Raw genomic sequence first — 17,964 nt, 5'->3', positions numbered from 1 at the left:
CGGATTTGATCCGGCGCAAAACAGGGGCCTAGGTGAATTCACGGATGGGACGGGCGACGCGTGGACGGCAAAGACACGGATATGGCGATCGGCGACACGGTAGACCCAGAGACGCTCGCGCTCTTCGTCGAGGGTGCGACCGACCGCGCCATGTTCGTGCTCGATCCCGAGGGACGAATCCGGTCATGGAATGCGGGGGCCGAAATCCTGTTCGGCTACCGACCCGACGCCGTGATCGGCGAACGCGGCGACAAACTGTACAGCGTGCAGGATCGCGCGGCGGCAAAGCCAGAGTCCGACATGGCGAAGGTGCGCGCGCGCGGACGCCTGCGCGAAAACACCTGGCGGGTGCGCCAGGACGGTTCCGAATTCTTCGCAGACGTCGCGATCACCGCGATCCACAGCGCCAATGGGACGCTGCGCGGATTCGGGCAGATGATCTATGACATTACCGGTCGCCAGGCAGCGGCGGCCGCGCTGGCGCGCAGCGAACTGCATTTGCGCTCGATCCTTGCCACCGTCCCCGATGCGATGATCGTCATCGACGAGCGCGGCGTCATCCTGTCGTTCAGCAGCGCCGCCGAGCGTTTGTTCGGCTATAGCGAAGCCGAAGTCGTGGGTGCGAACGTTGATATCCTGATGCCGCCCTCGGATGCCGCGCGTCATGACCGCTATATCGCCCATTATCGCGAAACGGGTGAGCGCCGCATCATCGGCATTGGCCGCATCGTCGTCGGACAGCGGCGCGACGGCACCGAATTTCCGATGAAGCTGTCGGTGGGCGAGGCGAATAGCGACGGACATCGCATCTTTACCGGCTTCATCCACGACCTGACCGAGCAGCAGCACGCCGAATTGCGGTTGAAAGAGCTGCAATCGGAACTGATTCACGTATCGCGGCTGAGCGCGATGGGGACGATGGCCTCCACCTTGGCGCATGAACTGAACCAACCACTGACCGCGATCGCCAATTATCTGGAAGCCGGTCGCGAATTGCTCGACGCCGACAGCGCGGAGGCGACCGCGCTGCTGCGCGAAGCGATTGAGGAATCGACCAGCGAGGCATTGCGCGCCGGCAAGATTGTCCGTCGCCTGCGCGATTTCGTTGCGCGTGGTGAGGTTGAGCGGCGAGTCGAGGATCTGCCGCGCTTGATCGACGAGGCGAGCCGCCTCGCGCTGATCGGCGCACGCGAGCGCGGCGTGCGCGCCTTTTTCGAACTGACGCCGGATATTCCGACAGTTACCGTCGACCGTGTCCAGATTCAGCAAGTTCTGGTGAACCTGATCCGCAACGCGATCGACGCAGTCGCGGGACAGGAGGTCCGCGACATCACGATTGCCACGCGGGCGCTGGATCCCGCCATGGTCGAAATTTCGGTTGCCGACACGGGCCCGGGGCTCGCCCCGGACATCGCCGCGCGCTTGTTCCAGGCGTTTGCGACAACCAAGCCCGCCGGTATGGGGCTGGGCTTGTCGATCTGCCGCACGATCGTGGAGGCGCACCGCGGGCACATCCGCGCCGAGCCGCGCCCGACCGGCGGAACGGTCTTTCGGTTCACCCTTCCAGTAGAGGAGTTTGCGGCATGAGCGACCAGCGCTTGATCCATGTCGTCGACGACGATGATTCGGTGCGGCGCTCGGCGGGGTTCTTGCTGCGAACCTCAGGTTATGCAGTCCGCTTGCACACCTCTGGCGTCGCATTTCTGCGCGAGATCAAGACCGCTGAGCCGGGGTGCGTCTTGCTCGACGTGCGCATGCCCGAAATCGACGGGCTGGCGGTGCAGGAGGAATTGGTCGCACGCGGCATCACCATGCCCGTCATCATCCTCACCGGCCATGCCGATGTCTCGATCGCGGTGCAGGCAATGAAGACTGGGGCGGTCGACTTCATCGAAAAGCCGTTCGAAAAGGCGGTGTTGCTGTCGGCGATCGAGCGCGCCTTTGCGCGGCTCGCGCATGCCGATGCCGCTGCGCGATCGAGCGAGGCCGCGAAACTGTGGGTCGCCCGGCTCACGCCGCGCGAGCAGGAGGTGCTGGAGCGCCTCGCCCAAGGCTTGCCCAACAAAACGATTGCCTATGATCTGGGCATTTCGCCGCGCACGGTCGAAGTGCACCGCGCCAATGTGATGACCAAGCTGGAAGTCCATGCACTGTCGGATGCGCTGCGGATCGCCTTTGCCGCCGGGCTCGGGGAGCAAGCCTAGGATGTCTACGTAAAGACAGCCGTCCCTGCGATCGGCATCCCTAGACGCTGATGGCATGGGAGAGCGGTCCAATGGACGAAGACAACGCGGTCGACACCGGGCCGCGTCCGCAACTGCTGCTGGTAGAGGATGATGAAGGCGTGCGGCGTTCGCTGCATCTGCTGCTGCACTGGCGCGGTTTCGACGTGCGCTCTTATGCAAGCGCGGGCGCGCTGCTCGAAGAAACCGACGTCTCGACTGCGGAATGGCTGGTCACCGACTATCGGCTGCCCGATGGCGACGGCATTGGCGTGCTGCGATCCATGCTGCGCCGCGATTGGCATGGCCGATCGATTCTGATCACGGCCTATCCAGACCCGACGCTGCGCGCGGTCGCCAGCATGAACGGATTTCACGCGGTGCTCGATAAGCCAATCCGCCAGCATGAGTTGATCGCCGCGCTGGCGTAACCGACCTCCTTTGCGATCAAAGCTCGGTAGGGTGCCCCTTCCCCAGCCAAAATCCTGTGCGGCGGCGCATCCAAATGCGGTGCTCAAACGTAGGGAAGGTTGAGAATGCGTAACGTGGGTGTCTTCCCGGATCGGAACAGCCGTCGTAGCGTTGTTCCCGGGCCGGACGCTCCCGCCCGCCGCCGCAAAGGTCCCATTTGTCCAGCACTGCCCACATTGCCGCGATCGGCGCCGCCGTTCCGGCGCAGGATATCCATGCGGCGTTCATCGAATGGGCGCGCGCGCGCTTGCCCGACGGCCGGGCGGTGCGCATTTTCGACCGGATGGCTGGGCGCGCCGCGATTGCGCATCGCTGGTCGGTCCTGCCCTTGGGTGCGCAGGGCGGATCCCCGGTCGACCCGGATGGTTTTTATGCCAAGTCGGTCCTGCCCGGCACGGCGGAGCGGATGCGGCTCTATGCGCAGGCCGCTCCCGAGCTGAGCATCGCCGCGATTGAGGCGCTGCGCGCGCAAGTCGCGCTGGAGGGCATTACGCATCTGGTCGTGGCGAGTTGTACCGGCTTCATCGCGCCGGGCATCGATCAGATCATCGCGGCGCGGATCGGCCTGGCCCCTTCGGTCGAACGGCTGCTGGTCGGCTTCATGGGGTGCTATGCGGCGGTCGCCGCGCTCCGCAGCGCGCGCCATATCGTGCGATCCGATGCCGATGCGCGGGTGCTGGTGGTGTGTGTCGAATTGTCGACGCTGCATCTACAGGACAATCCTGCGCTCGAGCCGCTGCTCGCCATGCTGCAATTTGGCGATGGTGCCGCAGCCGCGCTCGTCACCGCCGAGCCCGCCGGATTTGCGCTCGACCAGCCCTTTGCGACCACGCTGCCCGATTCGGCCGCTTTGATCCGCTGGGATATCACCGATCAGGGCTTTGCCATGCATCTGTCGGGCGAAGTCCCTGCGCGCATCGCCGCAGGCCTAAGCGACCCCGTCTTCGCCGCCGCCGCGACTGGCGGACGCCCGCCGCTGGAGATCGATGGATGGGCGGTCCATGCCGGCGGCCGGTCGATTCTCGACGCGGTCGAACACAGCCTGGGTCTACCAGCGGATGCGCTGGACGCGTCTCGCGCGGTGCTGTCGGAGTATGGCAATATGTCCTCCGCCACCTTGATGTTCGTGTTGGCGCGGATGCTCGACGGGCCACCAGTGACCAACGGGGTCGCGCTGGCTTTCGGCCCGGGATTGGCGGCTGAGGGTTTCGGCTTTCGGAGCGCCGCATGAGCCTGCGCGCACGCGCCATCGCCGAGGAGTTGATGGACGCCGACGACCTCTCGCCGGAAACCTATGCGGCGGTGGTCGGCGACCTCGCCAAGGTCAACGTGGTGACGATGGCGCCGCGCCCGACGCTCGATTTCCTGCGCCGCGCGACGGTTGGGCGGCGCAGCTTCAAGCTGCTCGATGTCGGCTTTGGCGATGGCGATATGTTGCGGCGGATCGCGCATTGGGCGGCGCGGCGCGGCATTGCCGCCGAACTGGTCGGCGTCGATCTCAATCCGCGCAGCGCGCTCGCCGCGACCGCGCATCCGCCGGCCGAGCTGCCGATCCGCTATAGCACCGGCGATTATGCCGATCTGGCCGACGAAGACTGGGACTTTGTCATCTCCAGCCTGGTCGCGCATCATATGACGCACGATCAACTGATCGCGTTCCTGCGCTTTATGGAGCGCGAAAGCGCGGTGGGATGGCTGATCAACGACCTCCATCGCCACGGCTTCGCGCATTTCGGGTTTCCGATCCTGGCGCGGCTGGCGCGGTGGCATCCGATGGTGCTGCATGACGGCACTTTGTCGATCGCCCGCTCCTACCGGCCTGCGGAATGGCCCCCGATTCTGGCGGAGGCGGGCGTCACCGCCAAGGTCTACCGCGCTTTCCCGTTTCGGTTATGCGTCGAACACCTGCGCTGATCATCGGCGGCGGCCCTGCGGGGGCGAGCGCTGCGATCGTGCTGGCGCGCGCACGCGCGCCGCATCTGTTGGTCGAGCGCAGCCGCGAGACGGGCGACGCGATTTGCGGCGGCTTTCTGAGCTGGCGCACGCTGGAATCCTTGCAAGCGCTCGGCGTAGCCCCGGCCGCACTCGGCCCGGCGCGGATCACCACGGTGCGGTTGATCGCGGGCGACACCGTGGTGGAAACGCCGCTGCGCCGCGCGGCGCACGGGGTCTCGCGGCGCTTGCTTGATACCGTGCTGCTGCAGCGTGCGATCGACGCGGGTGCAGCGGTGGAGCGCGGCGTAACGGTGCGCGCGCTCGAGGGCCTGACCGCGCGGCTTGACGATGGTGCCGACCTCGCCGGCGATGCGCTGTTCCTCGCCAACGGCAAGCACGACGTGCGCGGCAGCGCCCGTCCGGCCGAAGCGCGCGGGCGCGACCCGGTCCTGGGGCTCCGCATTCGCCTTGCACCGACGCCCGGCCTCGATCGACGGATCGGCGATGCGATCGAACTGCACCTGTTCGATCGCGGCTATGTCGGGATCGTCCGGCAGGAAGACGGCAGCGCCAATGTCTGCCTGGCGGTGCATCGCTCGGCGATGCTGGAAGCAGGCTCGCCCGCCGGCTTGCTCGACCAGCTGGCGCGCGACCATCCCCGGCTCGGCGAACGCCTCGCCTATCGCAGCGATAGCGTGCCGATCGATGCGATCGCCAACGTGCCCTATGGCTGGCGCGCGACGCGGGGGGTGACCGGTCTGTTTCGGCTTGGCGACCAGGCCGGGGTCATCCCGTCGCTGGCGGGCGAAGGCATGGGCATCGCCATCGCCAGCGGAATCCGGGCGGGGCATGCCTATCTCACTGGCGGGCCGGAGGGAGCACCACGCTTCCAGACGCGCTTCGCCAACGCCACCGCCCGGCCGATCCGGCTGGCCGGAGCGGTGCGCAACGCAGCCGAATGGCCAGCGCTAACGGCAGCGCTCCTGCCTATGCTCGGACGCTTCCCTGGCATCATCGATACGATTGCCGCATTCACGCGGATCGGGCATTCCCGACTTGACCGCGCCCCCGCGCCACAGGATCATTAGCGCCATGGAACATTTTACCCTGTCCGAAACCGAATGGCGCAAAAAGCTGAGCCCGGAGGCGTATCACGTCCTGCGCGAGGCCGGGACCGAGCGCGCTTTTTCCGGGCGCTATAACAACAACAAGGCCGACGGCATCTATCGCTGCGGCGGCTGCGCGCAGCCCTTGTTCGATTCGGCGGACAAATATGATTCAGGCTCGGGCTGGCCAAGCTTCACCCAACCGATCTCGCCCGAATACGTCACCGAACATACCGATCGCACGCACGGCATGACTCGAACCGAAGCGCGCTGCGCGCGCTGCGACGGGCATCTCGGCCATGTTTTCCCGGACGGCCCGCCGCCGACGGGACTGCGCTATTGCATGAATTCGCTCAGCCTCGATTTTCGCGCCCGGGGGAGTTCTGATAGCGACGAGTCGCATGGCTGATTGCAGCGGCGACGGCTTGCCGGAATGACCGGCAAAGCCTAACGCTGCAGCACTCAATGGCCCGCTCTTCCTCCCCCGCCCCCCGCCTCAAGCGCGCGCCTCTGTGGCGTCGGCGTCTGGTCCTGCTTGCCCAACTTGGCGGCGGTCTGGCGTTGCTCGCCCTCATCGCGCTGATCGTGACGGTCTATGTGTCCGAGGGGCAGCTGCCGAGCTTCGACGAGCTGAAATCGTCGCCCAATGGGCAGATGATTCGCGTTCACGCCGCCGACGGCACGGTGATCGTGTCGATGGGCCCAAGCTATGGTGAGTGGCTGCCCTATGACCGCATCCCCGCCGTGATGCGCGACGCGATGGTGTCGGTCGAGGACCGCCGCTTCCGTTCGCACCCGGGGGTCGATCCGATCGGGATGGTGCGCTCGGTCCAGGTCCGGATCGAACGGGGGCGCTGGATGCAGGGTGGGTCGACCATCACGCAGCAGCTCGCGCGCAACATCTTCCTCAATTCCAGCAAGAAATTCGGTCGAAAGGTCCGCGAGGGCATTCTCGCGCTCGCGCTGGAGCGCAAGTTCAGCAAGGATCAGGTCCTCGAACTGTATCTCAACAAGGTCTATTTCGGTGGCGGTGCCTACGGCATCGACGCCGCCTCGCGCAAATTCTTCGGGCACGGTGCCGACCATCTGAGCCTGACCGAAGCGGCGGTGATCGCCGGGCTGGTCAAGGCCCCGTCCAATTACTCGCCGACCGCCGACATTGATGCCGCGCGCGGCCGCGCCGGCGTCGTGCTCAAGCTGATGCAGCAAACGGGAGCGATCACCGCGGCCCAGGCCGCCGACGCGCAGGTTAGCCAGATCGCGTTCGTGCCAGAGGCGCGGCAGAACAGCGTGCGCTACTTCACCGATTGGGCGTTGCCGCAACTGGAACTTCTGATCGACGAGACGCAGCGCCCGCTGGAAGTGTGGACGACGCTCGACCTGAATATGCAGCGCGCCGCCGATGCCGCGATCCGCGACAATGCCCCCAAGGGCGCGCAAGGCGCGCTGGTGGCGATGGACCGCGATGGTGCCGTGCGCGCCATGGTCGGCGGCACCGACTATGTCACCTCCAACTATAACCGTGCAACGCAGGCGCAGCGTCAGCCGGGCTCGGCGTTCAAGCTGTTCGTCTATCTCGCCGCGCTCGAGGCAGGGCATAAGCCCGAGGACCAGGTGGTCGACGAGCCTGTGACGATCGACGGCTGGAGCCCGCGCAACGATTCGCGGCACAATAGTGGGGCGATGTCGCTCCGCACCGCCTTCGCCTATTCGGTCAACACCGTCGCCGCCAAGCTCGGGCAGGAAATCGGCTTCAGCACCATTGCCGATATGGCGCGTCGCTTTGGTATTACCACCAAGGTCAACACCCACCCTTCCATGGTGCTGGGCTCTTCCGAAGTGCGCGTGATCGACATGACGCGGGCCTTTGCCAGTGTCGGAAATAAGGGCGTCGCCGTCACCCCGTACGGGATCACCAAGGTGACCGCGTCGGGCGAGACGATCTACGCCCAGTCAGTCGACACCAGCCATGTGCTGGTGGCTCCCTATGTCGCCGCGGAGATGACCGATCTGTTGCAGACCACCGTCAACACCGGCACCGGCAAAGCGGCGCAGATCGGCCGTCCGGTTGCAGGCAAGACCGGCACCACCACATCCAACAAGGATGGCTGGTTCCTGGGCTTCTCCAGCGGCCTCACCACGGGCGTATGGATGGGCCGCGACGATGCCAAGCCGATCGCCGGTTTGCACGGCGGCACCGCGCCCGCGCGCGCCTTTGCCGCCTTCATGAAAGTGGCCGTCGCCAACCGCCCGGTCGAGCAGTTCGATACCAAGGTGACTCTGCCCGAATTCGAGCTCGAGCCCGACCAGGAATCCTATTTCGGCGAAGCCGATAATGGCTTGTTCGTCGATGCCGATGGCAATCCGATCGATCCCGGTCAGGCTCCGCCCGCCCAGCAGGGTCAGCGCGTCGATGCCGATGGCAACCCGATTGAGACGCGCCCGCCGCCGCAATCCGACGCGCCGCCGGTGGAAAAGAAGAAGGGCGACGGCGACAAGCTCGACCAAGCCTGGCTTGATCGTGTTCTAGGTCGCGACGGCCCGCGCCCGGCCCCGAGCCCGACGCGCGCGCCGGCTGACCGTCAGGATTCGCGCCCGACCCAGTGAATCGCGGCACCGTTCGCGCGCAGCCAGCGGCGCGAGTCGTCGGGATCGCGTTCGTCGAGCAGCGCCAGCACACGGTAGAAATGCGCGCCGTGGTTCATGTGCAAGCGGTGCGCGACTTCATGTGCGACGGTGGAGCGGCGCACGAAATCGGGCATCAGGATCAACCGCCAACTGTAGCGGATCGTGCCGCTTGACGCGCAACTACCCCAGCGCGTCTTCGGGTCGCCAATCGCGACCTTGGTCACGCTGACCCCGGCGCGCGCGGCGAATTCCGCCGTTTCCTCACTCAACACGCGCAGCGCCTCGCGCTTCAACCACAGGGCCACGCGTCGTGACAGGCCGTCGCGCGTGCCGCCGCAGCGCAGATTGCTACCGTCGCGCTCGACTCGGCGCGGCGCGGCTTCATCCCACAGGATCGTCACATGGCCATCGCCAAAGGGAATGCGCGCGCCGGGTTCGAAGGGGAGCGCCTGTGGCAAGCGCGCACGCTGCGCCGCAATCCAGGCCGCTTTCCCTTCCGCCCAGGCCAAAGCGGCCTTCAGCGGTGCCCGCGGCGGCAGGACCAGGCGCACCCGGCCCGTTGCGGAATCCACCGATAGCCGTGCCCGCCGCGCCCGCGCGTTGCGCACGACCTCGAGCGGAGCGCTCACAATTCGCGATCGACCAGATGGAATTCCAGCTCGCCGGCATCGTCCTCCGACACCGTCCAACCGCGCACCGATTGCCCGGCGCGGTGCACCGCCTCGCGATCGCCACAGACCAGGTAATGCCAGTCATAAAGCGGTTCATCTGCCGCGCGCAGCCGGTACGCGCACGTCGCGGGCAGCCAGTCGATCGTTCGCACATTCGATCGGCTGAGCCGCACGCACTCGCTGACATAGGCATGGCGATGCTTGTAATTGGAACATAAGGCCGTTTGGCGGTCGAGCAGCCGGCACGAGACGTTGGTCGGCAACAGCTCGCCGGTTTCCTCATCTTCCAGCTTGTGGACGCAGCATTTGCCGCACCCATCGCACAGCGCCTCCCACTGCCCGCGATCGAGCGTGTCGATCGGCTCTTCCCAGAAACGGCTAGTCATTGGCGTGGCTCATCGTACCCATCGGTCGAGTTCGGTCGCGACGTCCTGCGGCGTCTTGTCCTGCGGCAGCAAGGCGACGGGCTTACCCGCCGGATCCATAAGATAGGCAAGCCGCGCGTGCGCCACCAGATAGCCGCCCTCGGCATTGGGCTTTTCCGCTTCGAAATACGCGCCATATTCCTTGGCGACCGCCGCGATCGCCTGCGGACTCCCGGTCAGGCCAACCATGCGCGGGTGGAAGGCGGATACAAATGCCTTCAACACGGCGGGGGTATCCCGCTTGGGGTCGACGGTGACGAAGATCGGTACCACCTTTGCCCCGCGCTTGGCGTCCTTGCCCTCAAACACGCGCAAGCCCGCGCCAATCGTCTGCATATCGGTCGGGCACACATCGGGGCAAAAGGTGTAGCCGAAATACATGATGCGATAGCGCCCGGCGAAATCGCGATCGGTGCGCACCCGTCCATCCTGGTCGGTCAGTGTGAACGGGCCGCCAAGCGCAACGCCGTCCAGCGGTGCGCGCGCCGGTGTTGCGGGCCCGCTACAGGCGACCGGTAAAACAGCAAGAAACAGCGCGGAAAGCGCACGGGCGATCTGGTTCATAGCGCGACTAGCCATGATCTGTTAGGTCATCGGGCGCAAGCTTTGCTCCAAACCGCTCGTGTCTCTCGACCATGCCAGGACGTTTTCGATGACCCTCCGCACCGCCTCCATCGCCCTTGCGTTGCTCGCCACCGCCCCCGTCGCCATCATCGCCGGTCCTGCGGCCGCGCAGCTCGGCCAGTCGCCCGGCTATAAATTTCTGCAGGCGATCAAGGATGGGAAGAATGACGAGGTCATCGGCTTTCTCGATAAGCCCGGGGCGACAGTGGTCAACACCCGCGATGTGGATTCGGGTGAAGGCGCGATCCACATTGTCGTGCGGCGCGGCGACATGCCGTATCTGAATTATCTCCTGTCAAAAGGGGCGGATGCCAATCTGAAAGATCGTCGCGGGGAATCCGGAATCCTGCTGGCGGCGCGCCTCGGGCGGCTGGAAATGATTCAGGTGCTCGCAAAGAGTGGCGGCAACATCAACCTCGCCAACGCCAGCGGTGAGACGGCGCTCATCGTCGCGGTGCAGCGGCGCGACGCAACGATGGTGCGCGCGCTTCTCGATCTAGGGGCCGATCCCGACCAGACCGATCGGCTGCAGGGATTTTCGGCACGCGACTATGCGCATCAGGATAAGCGCGGATCGGCGATTACAACGATGATCGACGCCACGCCCAAAAAGGAACGCCGCGGCGTCTCCGGGCCCAAGCTGTAACGCTTCACCCCAAACCGACATCGGCCTCCGGGTCGATCAACCCGATCAAGCGGCGCCCGGCGCGCCGCCCAAAGGCGAGCGTCGCCCGTTTCCGCGTGGCAGCGGACAGTGGCACACTATGCGCTTCGCGCACGATCGCCGCATCATAGCGATCCGCCACGATGATCCCGGTACGTTCGGGCAAAAAGGCCGTTCCGTGGAGCGGGGTGGCATCGAATCCGTGCGGGACCGCCCAATAAAAACGATCGCAGCAATCCAGATAGTCGGTCCATTTGGCGTCGCCGAGCAGATCCGCGCGGGACACCTTAACCTCGACGATCACGATTTGACCACGCGCATCGATCGCCATCAAATCGGCGCGGCGATTGCCGTCGAGCGGGACTTCGGCCAACGCGACCAGATCGTGGCGCAACAGCATGCGCACCGTACCGCGCACGACGTGGGCGGCGCAGAACGGCACATCCAGCGGGCTTGATGTTGGGAGCGCGGGGTCGGGGGACGACGATAGCATCCCCCGACTTTAGAACATTAGGCGAACACGTCAAACAGGACGTGCTGGTTCACCGGAAAAAGACGTGGTTCCCGATCGCGGCAACCTGTTCGCGATGCCAACCTGCGGCGACACCGCGCGCATGGAAATACATCGCGCCCGAAGCCGGGCTGTCCCAGACATCGGCGAGCGCGACGCGAGCGACCGCAAGCGCGGTGCGATATTGCTTGTTCTGCGCGACGGTGGGAACGCGACCACCGCGTACGAACGAAAATTGACCGGGCTGCTTCACAACCGAACACACCGTCTTGGGGAAGCGACCCGACTTGGAGCGGTTGAGAATGACTTCGGCGACGGCAAGCTGGCCACTGAGCGGCTCGCCTTTGGCTTCGAAATAAATCGCGCCGGCCATGCACTGCAATTCTTCATCGATCGTGTCGGGAATGGCCTGGGCGGCGACGGCGGCGTCCAGCGTGCCATAGGCCACGCTCTCATCGTCTTGCTCGTCATCGGCCTTGGCGTCGGGAAGCGAAGGCGCATTCGTTACCGTCGTCGCGACGGCTGGATTCAAAACGGGCTGTGGAACGGAAGGCTGAGACTGGGCGTTGATGACACGACCAAGGTCTTGAGCGAAGCCCGGAGTGCCGAGACCGATGAGAGCGGTTACGGCCAAAGAGAACGCCGCGAGGCTTGCGACGCGATTCGAAAACGACATGAACACTACAAAAATGCGGTTGGTGCGCGGACAGGGTCGACCCGATTGTCACCCCGCCGGACAGCCCCCCGACTGCGTAACCTGGTCGGATCGCACCCGACACGGCACAACGCACGTGGCTAATACCCCAACTTCTAGGGGGATATCGAATGTGGTCAACCGGAGGCGATCGTTTCTGCGGCGAATCGTTCCGCCGACGGGATGTCCAGTTCAACCACCCACAAATCCGGGTCGCGGTCGCGGCGCCTGCGCCAATACGCCTCGCGCGCTATCGCATCGGTCGGATCGGCTGGCCCGGTCTCAACCAAAATCACCTTGCCGCGCGGATCGAGCGCGCGCTCCATCACTTTGGAGCGTCCATCGTTTTCATTTAATAATAACAGGATAGCTCCAGATTCCGCATCGCCGCGGGCGCGCACCATTCCCATCCCGCCGGAATCGTTCACGCGCTTCAACAAGGCCGATACCATGATACCGGAAGGCAGCGTGCCCATCATTCGGTGCGGTAGCCGGGCAACCCTGCCAAGGCGATGCGCGATCGCATGAAGGTTCCGGTGCCGCGCGCCGCTTCCTCGCCCTCAGCGTCGATCAACCGCGCTTCGGCGACGAACACCCGACGTTGCCCGGATATCCAGCGCCCCTCGGCCGTCACCGGCCCTTCGCGCAGGGGTTTGGTCAGCAGCAGATTGAACGCGGTGGTGAGCAAAAAACGATCGGTCACAAGGCTGTTCGCCGCGTAAAAAGCGGCATCGTCGAGCATCTTGAAATAGCTCGTCCCGTGCGCGGCCCCGCCTGCGTGAAAATACCGCTGATCGATCGTGAAATGGATCCGGGCAAGGCCGGGCTCGGGGATGACCAGAGTCGATTCAAACAACCGGTTGATCGGCGCCGCCGCATATAGCGCCTCCAACGCCCGAAAATGCGCGGCTTGCCCGGATGGACCGGGAGCGCTCTCAGGCTGCGTCACGGACCTGCTCTGCGGTCAACAGAGCGACCAGCGCATCGCGCGACCCCGCACCGCGCAGCTTTTCGACCAGCAACTGATCACGCAACGCGCGCGACACGCGTGCCAACGCTTTGAGATGAGTCGCGCCCGCATCGGGCGGCGATACCAGCATGAAGACGACGTCGACCGGAAGATCATCAACCGCGTCAAAGTCGAGCGGATGCGCCAAGCGGGCAAACACCCCGCGCACCTGCGTCAAACCCGGCACCTTGCCATGCGGGATCGCCACACCACCGCCAAACGCCGTCGATCCCAGTTTTTCGCGCGTCGCCACCGCGTCTTGCACGACCCCGGCATCCAGGCCGTAGACGGCCGCCGCCGCCGCCGCGAGTTGATGGAACAACGCTTTGCGGGTTCCCACGCTCACGCGCTCAAGCACCGCGTCGGGCACCAGAATATCGTGCAGGTCGGTCATTACGATCCTCATGCCCGCGTGACGGCGGGGTCTTGTGGCAGGCCCATAGCGCCGATCCTGCAACCGCGAAAGCGCGAGCATGCCACTAGGACATGCTCGCGTAGAAACCGCGATCAGGCCTGGCGCTGCGGTTCGACCCACCCGATCGTGCCATCGCCGCGGCGATAGACCATATTATAGGTGCCAGAGCCGCTGTTGCGGAACAGCAAGGCGGTGGTGTTGCGCAAATCGAGCATCATCACCGCATCCGACACCGACGCCTCCGGCACGTCGACACGTGTCTCCGCGACGATCAGCGGATAGTCCTCGACCTCCTCCTCGGCGGTGCTTTCCTGGAAAACGGTGTAGCCGGCATTATCAGCGGCACCCCCTGCATCCATCACCACGGCCGTGACGGACCCGCCATTGCGGTCTTTCAGACGTCGCATGTAACGGCGCAATTGCTTTTCAATCTTGCTCGCGGCGCCTTCGAATGCGGCGTGCGCCTCGGATGCGTCGCCGCGGCCTTTCAGGATAAGGCCTTGCATGACGTGGGCGATGATATCGCAGGTGAAGCGATTATCGTGCGGCCCCTTGCCGAAGGTGACCTGCGCCGAGATGGCGCGCGCGAAATATTTGGTGGCGATGGCTTGGAGCCGGTCGTCGACATGGGTCTTGAGGGCCGCGCCCGTCTCGACCTGATGGCCGGAAACCCGAATATCCATGAACCTTCTCCTTCAATAGGCTGGCGTCGTTGTGACGATCGTCAGCTGGCAGTTGACACCGTCCGGGTGCCACGGCCCCCCAAATCACATTGCGTGGTCGCTCCCCCACAAAGGGTTGACCACGGTCTTCAAGAACGCTGCGTGCCGGGCACGGTCTGCGTCACTCACCGCAAACACGCGTGGCGCTCGCACCACGGTTGGCGCAACCGGGGCGATGACCACGCTTTCTTCGACGGCTTCGCTGACCAGCCCCAGTCCGATCTGCCGACCACCGGTCAACTCGACATACACCTGCGCCAGCAGTTGCGCGTCGAGCAAAGCCCCGTGCAAGGTGCGGTGGCTGCGATCGATGCCATAGCGGCTGCACAGGGCATCCAGGCTGTGCTTTGCACCCGGATGGCGCATTCTCGCCATCGCGACGGTATCGACCATCCGCTCCATTGCGACGGTGGTGCGCCCGCAGCGCTTCAGCTCGCCGTTGAGAAAGCCGAAATCGAAGCTGGCATTGTGCGCGACGAGCGGGCTGTCCCCGATAAAGTCGAGCAGATCGTCGACCAGATGCGGAAACAGCGGCTTGTCCGCCAGGAAGGCGTCGCTCAGGCCGTGGACACGTTGCGCCTCGGGCGGCATGGACCGCTCCGGGTGAAAATAGGCGTGGAAGGTGCGACCGGTCTCGACGCGGTTGACCATCTCGAGGCAACCGATCTCCACCATGCGATCGCCATCGGCAAAACTGAAGCCGGTGGTTTCTGTGTCGAAGACGATTTCACGCATAGGATCATTATAGTGGGACGTCGCGGGTCGCTAAGCAAGCGATGATGGCATGGACAGCACGCCGCGTATCCTCATGCGATCCGCCGGTCGGCACGACAAAATCGGCCCGTGCGACTTTCTCGGCGTCGGGCAGTTGCCGCGCATGAATGGAATCGAGCTTTTCCACAGACATACCGGGCCGCGCCAGCACACGCGCGCGCTGAATCGGCGCGGGCGCGGACACCACGACGACGACATCCACCCGCGTTTCGCCGCCGGTTTCGAACAATAAGGGAATGTCGAAGACCACCATCGCCGCATCGGCATGGCGAACGAGAAAGGCAGCGCGCTCTTCGCCCACCGCCGGATGCACGATCGCCTCGAGTCGCGCGAAGGCGGCGGGATCGTTCAGCACCATCGGCCCAAGCCGCGTGCGGTCGACACCGTCGGGACCGGTTGACCCTGGAAACGCCGCCTCGATCGCGTCGACCAGGCGCCCGCCTTTGCCTTGCAGCCGGTGCACGGCCGCATCGGCATCGAACACCGGAATGCCAGCCTCGGCAAACATCGCCGCCACGGTGGATTTGCCCATGCCGATCGACCCGGTCAGGCCAATCGTAATCATGCCGTCAAAAGCGCCCGTAGCTGGTCATCGCTGGCCTCGTTGCGCGGTGGCGTCACGCCGAAGAACAGTTCGAACGCCAATGCCGCCTGACCGATCAGCATGTCCAGACCGTCGACCGTATCCAGTTCCCGCGCCCGCGCCGCCGCCAGCAACGGCGTTTCGAGCGGGGCATAGACCACGTCATAGACTAGCGCGTCGTCGGGCAAGGGTCCGAGATCAAGATCGAGCGACGCTTGACCGACCATGCCGAGCACGCTCGCATTGACCAGCAGCGCCGCCGGCGGCAGCGTCGCGTCGAGCGGCAGCGCCTTGCCTTTCAATCCGAAGGACGACAGCAAGGCCGCCGCCTTCAGCACATTACGGTTGAGGATCGTCACCGGTCCGACGCCAAGCCGCGACAGTGCGAACAGCACCGCCCGCGCCGCCCCGCCCGCCCCGATCACCACCACCGGCGCGTCCGCCAGGTCGAGTTCGGCGATCGGCGCGTAAAAGCCGGCCGCGTCGGTGTTGGTGCAAGCGAGCGTACCGTCCTCGGCACGAAACACGGTATTGGCCGCGCCAATCGACCCGCGCACGCCCCCCGGATCGGCGATATGATCGAACACGGCTTCCTTATGGGGAAGGGTGATGTTGCATCCGCGCCAGTTCGGATCGGTCGCGCGTTCGGCGAAATAACCGCCCAGCCCCGCCGCTGTCACCTCCTGGGCCGCGTATCTCGCCTCGAGCCCGAGCGCTTCGTTCCAGAAGCCATGGATCAGCGGCGATTTGGAATGGTTGATCGGATCCCCGATCACTTCGGCGAACATCATGACGTCATCACCCCGCGTACCCGCAGATAATCCAGCACCGGCAGCAACGGCAGGCCGAGCACGGTGAACTGGCTGCCTTCGATCCGGCTGAACAATTGGGCACCGGGCCCCTCGATCCGATAGCAGCCGACGCACCACGCGATTTCGGGCCATTCGAGATCGAGATACGACTCGATGAACGCATCCGATAGCGGGCGGACATGCATCCGCGCACGATCGACGACTCGCCAAACCGGGCGTCCGCCCTCGGCCATCACCGCCGCGCTGACCAGTTCGTGACGCTTGCCCGAGAGCCTGCGCAAATGCTCGGCCGCCTCAGGCCGGTCGCGCGGCTTGTCGAGCATCGAGCCGTCTTCGAGCGCGACAACCGAATCGCAGCCCAGTACCAGCGCCTGGCCATCCCCCGAGGACACTTTGATCGCCTTCAGCTCCGCCAGCGCATCGGCCATGTCGCGCGCGCCAAAGCCGTCCGCGAGGAGGGCCGCTTTGGCGGAATCCTCGTCGACCCCGGCAGAGACCGCCTCGAACGGCACGCCCGCTGCGGCCAACATCGCGCGTCGCGATGCGCTTTGCGACGCCAGCACGACCCTCATGCGTCGCCCCGGACATCGCCGCGGCGTTCGCCGACCAATGCAATGATCGCCGCCGCCGTTTCCTCGATCGAGCGCCGCGTTACGTCGATCACCGGCCAGCCATTGTCGGCAAACATCCGGCGCGCAAACGCCACTTCGCGCGTGACCGCTTCTTGATCGACATAAGCCGTCTCGACCTTCTGGTTGAGCGACAGCAACCGGTTGCGCCGCACCTGAATGAGCCGGTCGGCGCTGGTGGTCAGCCCAACCACGATCGGGTTTTTCAACGTGTACAGGCTTGCGGGTGGCGGGCTTTCCAGCACAATCGGGATATTGGCGGTCTTGAACCCGCGATTGGCGAGATAGATCGACGTGGGCGTCTTCGACGACCGCGACACACCGGCCAAGACGATGTCGGCCTCTTCCCAATCTTCTGCGAGTATCCCGTCATCATGCGCGATGGTGAACTGAATCGCATCGACCCGGGCGAAATAGGCGGCATCCAGCACGTGCTGGCGCCCCGGTCGCGCTTTGGCTGCTTGTCCGAGCAGGCCCGACAACGCACCTGTCACGCCATCAAGCGGTGCCACCGCCGGGAGCCCCAGCGCACGGCAGCGTGTCTCGAGCGTCCGCCGCGTTTCGCTATTCACCAGCGTGAACAGCACCAGCCCCGGATTTTGCGAAATTTCCTGAAGGATGCGCTCGAGATGCGCCTCGGTCCGCACCATTGGCCAGAAGTGGCGGATCGTTTCGACATCGTCATATTGCGCAAGCGCCGCTTTCGCGATGTTTTCGAGCGTCTCGCCGGTCGAATCCGACAGCAAATGGAGATGCAGGCGCATCAAAAAGGCCGGGTGGGCGATGCTGTGGACAACATGGGGAGAAGCGCTAGCGCAACTTCGCGGTCCAGCAAAGCGTCATCCCTTTGGTGGATAACCCGCCGCTTATCCACATGCGTGCGCACAACCAACGATTCGGCTAACAGGCTGTGGATAATGGGGACAGATCGAACGACTCACGCCAGAGTCGCCCTTACACAAAGGCCAGCCTGTTGGCTTTTCGGGGATGACCGCATAAGCCCCGTTATCGACGTGCCTACAACCACTTCATCCTTTCAAGATTCTAGAATCTTATAGAAGAGGGTAAG

23 protein-coding genes are annotated in these 17,964 nt (G+C 64.9%); 9 read left to right on the top strand and 14 right to left on the bottom strand.

Going from position 1 to position 17,964, the window contains the following annotated elements:
- Positions 1–81 precede the first annotated feature (81 nt).
- From H4W01_RS20855 to H4W01_RS20820, 8 genes are all read left to right on the top strand, one after another.
- Positions 82–1,587 (top strand): PAS domain-containing sensor histidine kinase, encoded by a 1,506-nt coding sequence (locus H4W01_RS20855; RefSeq protein WP_010405981.1) that lies wholly within the window; start codon positions 82–84, stop codon positions 1,585–1,587.
- Positions 1,584–2,204 (top strand): response regulator transcription factor, encoded by a 621-nt coding sequence (locus tag H4W01_RS20850; protein ID WP_010405980.1) that lies wholly within the window; start codon positions 1,584–1,586, stop codon positions 2,202–2,204. Before H4W01_RS20855 ends, H4W01_RS20850 begins: the two co-directional genes overlap by 4 nt.
- A gap of 71 nt (positions 2,205–2,275) precedes the next feature.
- Complete coding sequence (locus tag H4W01_RS20845) at positions 2,276–2,653, top strand: response regulator (protein ID WP_209613014.1); 378 nt, start codon at positions 2,276–2,278, stop codon at positions 2,651–2,653.
- Between the two features lie 197 nt (positions 2,654–2,850).
- Complete coding sequence (locus H4W01_RS20840) at positions 2,851–3,924, top strand: type III polyketide synthase (protein ID WP_209613013.1); 1,074 nt, start codon at positions 2,851–2,853, stop codon at positions 3,922–3,924.
- Positions 3,921–4,607, top strand: a complete 687-nt coding sequence (locus H4W01_RS20835) for a methyltransferase domain-containing protein (RefSeq protein ID WP_209613012.1) — start codon at positions 3,921–3,923, stop codon at positions 4,605–4,607. Before H4W01_RS20840 ends, H4W01_RS20835 begins: the two co-directional genes overlap by 4 nt.
- The gene (locus H4W01_RS20830; RefSeq protein ID WP_209613011.1) at positions 4,586–5,716 is read left to right on the top strand and encodes an NAD(P)/FAD-dependent oxidoreductase; all 1,131 of its coding nucleotides are present in this window, start codon (positions 4,586–4,588) and stop codon (positions 5,714–5,716) included. Before H4W01_RS20835 ends, H4W01_RS20830 begins: the two co-directional genes overlap by 22 nt.
- Positions 5,717–5,720: 4 nt before the next feature.
- Complete coding sequence (msrB, locus tag H4W01_RS20825) at positions 5,721–6,143, top strand: peptide-methionine (R)-S-oxide reductase MsrB (protein ID WP_209613010.1); 423 nt, start codon at positions 5,721–5,723, stop codon at positions 6,141–6,143.
- 56 nt (positions 6,144–6,199) lie between these two features.
- A complete protein-coding gene (locus tag H4W01_RS20820; RefSeq protein ID WP_334685391.1) occupies positions 6,200–8,341 on the top strand; it encodes a transglycosylase domain-containing protein in 2,142 nt (713 codons plus the stop codon).
- On the opposite strand, the gene H4W01_RS20815 is transcribed toward H4W01_RS20820, so the two are convergent.
- The 3 genes from H4W01_RS20815 to H4W01_RS20805 are packed head-to-tail and all read right to left on the bottom strand — an operon-like array spanning position 8,317 to position 10,037.
- A complete protein-coding gene (locus H4W01_RS20815) occupies positions 8,317–8,991 on the bottom strand; it encodes a M48 family metallopeptidase (protein ID WP_209613009.1) in 675 nt (224 codons plus the stop codon). The two genes, H4W01_RS20820 and H4W01_RS20815, sit on opposite strands and share 25 nt — an antisense overlap.
- Positions 8,988–9,419, bottom strand: coding sequence for a YcgN family cysteine cluster protein (locus H4W01_RS20810; protein ID WP_209613008.1), 432 nt, complete (start codon positions 9,417–9,419; stop codon positions 8,988–8,990). The genes H4W01_RS20815 and H4W01_RS20810 overlap by 4 nt, the downstream gene beginning before the upstream one ends.
- Positions 9,420–9,428: 9 nt before the next feature.
- Complete coding sequence (locus H4W01_RS20805; protein WP_040601655.1) at positions 9,429–10,037, bottom strand: SCO family protein; 609 nt, start codon at positions 10,035–10,037, stop codon at positions 9,429–9,431.
- Between the two features lie 73 nt (positions 10,038–10,110).
- Here H4W01_RS20805 and H4W01_RS20800 point away from each other — a divergent pair, with 73 nt between their 5' ends.
- Entirely contained in the window at positions 10,111–10,728 is a 618-nt protein-coding gene (locus H4W01_RS20800; protein ID WP_209613007.1) for an ankyrin repeat domain-containing protein, read from the top strand.
- A 4-nt stretch (positions 10,729–10,732) separates the two neighbouring features.
- On the opposite strand, the gene H4W01_RS20795 is transcribed toward H4W01_RS20800, so the two are convergent.
- The 11 genes from H4W01_RS20795 to H4W01_RS20745 all read right to left on the bottom strand — a co-directional run bounded on the left by H4W01_RS20795 (position 10,733) and on the right by H4W01_RS20745 (position 17,662).
- On the bottom strand, positions 10,733–11,239 hold the full coding sequence (locus H4W01_RS20795; protein WP_209613006.1) for an MmcB family DNA repair protein: 507 nt from the start codon (positions 11,237–11,239) through the stop codon (positions 10,733–10,735).
- Positions 11,240–11,288: 49 nt separating this feature from the next.
- Positions 11,289–11,789 (bottom strand): cell wall hydrolase, encoded by a 501-nt coding sequence (locus H4W01_RS20790; RefSeq protein WP_334685390.1) that lies wholly within the window; start codon positions 11,787–11,789, stop codon positions 11,289–11,291.
- A 299-nt stretch (positions 11,790–12,088) separates the two neighbouring features.
- Positions 12,089–12,430 carry a DUF1491 family protein gene (locus tag H4W01_RS20785; protein ID WP_209613004.1) on the bottom strand — a complete coding sequence of 114 codons (342 nt, stop codon included), beginning with the start codon at positions 12,428–12,430 and terminating at the stop codon, positions 12,089–12,091.
- Positions 12,427–12,900, bottom strand: coding sequence for a PaaI family thioesterase (locus H4W01_RS20780; protein ID WP_209613003.1), 474 nt, complete (start codon positions 12,898–12,900; stop codon positions 12,427–12,429). Before H4W01_RS20780 ends, H4W01_RS20785 begins: the two co-directional genes overlap by 4 nt.
- A complete protein-coding gene (locus H4W01_RS20775; protein ID WP_010405964.1) occupies positions 12,887–13,354 on the bottom strand; it encodes a PTS sugar transporter subunit IIA in 468 nt (155 codons plus the stop codon). Before H4W01_RS20775 ends, H4W01_RS20780 begins: the two co-directional genes overlap by 14 nt.
- 113 nt (positions 13,355–13,467) lie before the next feature.
- Positions 13,468–14,058 (bottom strand): ribosome hibernation-promoting factor, HPF/YfiA family, encoded by a 591-nt coding sequence (hpf, locus tag H4W01_RS20770; protein WP_010405963.1) that lies wholly within the window; start codon positions 14,056–14,058, stop codon positions 13,468–13,470.
- 84 nt (positions 14,059–14,142) lie between these two features.
- Positions 14,143–14,832, bottom strand: a complete 690-nt coding sequence (gene dnaQ / locus H4W01_RS20765) for a DNA polymerase III subunit epsilon (protein WP_209613002.1) — start codon at positions 14,830–14,832, stop codon at positions 14,143–14,145.
- Positions 14,833–14,839: 7 nt separating this feature from the next.
- Entirely contained in the window at positions 14,840–15,436 is a 597-nt protein-coding gene (gene coaE / locus H4W01_RS20760; RefSeq protein WP_209613001.1) for a dephospho-CoA kinase, read from the bottom strand.
- On the bottom strand, positions 15,433–16,245 hold the full coding sequence (locus H4W01_RS20755; RefSeq protein ID WP_209613000.1) for a shikimate dehydrogenase family protein: 813 nt from the start codon (positions 16,243–16,245) through the stop codon (positions 15,433–15,435). The genes coaE and H4W01_RS20755 overlap by 4 nt, the downstream gene beginning before the upstream one ends.
- On the bottom strand, positions 16,242–16,838 hold the full coding sequence (locus tag H4W01_RS20750; RefSeq protein ID WP_209612999.1) for a Maf family protein: 597 nt from the start codon (positions 16,836–16,838) through the stop codon (positions 16,242–16,244). The genes H4W01_RS20755 and H4W01_RS20750 overlap by 4 nt, the downstream gene beginning before the upstream one ends.
- Positions 16,835–17,662: a pyruvate, water dikinase regulatory protein gene (locus tag H4W01_RS20745; protein WP_029622753.1), complete on the bottom strand. Its 828-nt coding sequence runs from the start codon at positions 17,660–17,662 to the stop codon at positions 16,835–16,837. Before H4W01_RS20745 ends, H4W01_RS20750 begins: the two co-directional genes overlap by 4 nt.
- Positions 17,663–17,964 lie beyond the last annotated feature (302 nt).

The organism is Sphingomonas sp. PL20 (assembly GCF_017875905.1).
Taxonomy (GTDB): Bacteria; Pseudomonadota; Alphaproteobacteria; order Sphingomonadales; family Sphingomonadaceae; genus Sphingomonas; species Sphingomonas echinoides.
Note: the sequence above shows the minus strand (reverse complement) of the source record. Positions and strands in the feature narration are given on the sequence as shown.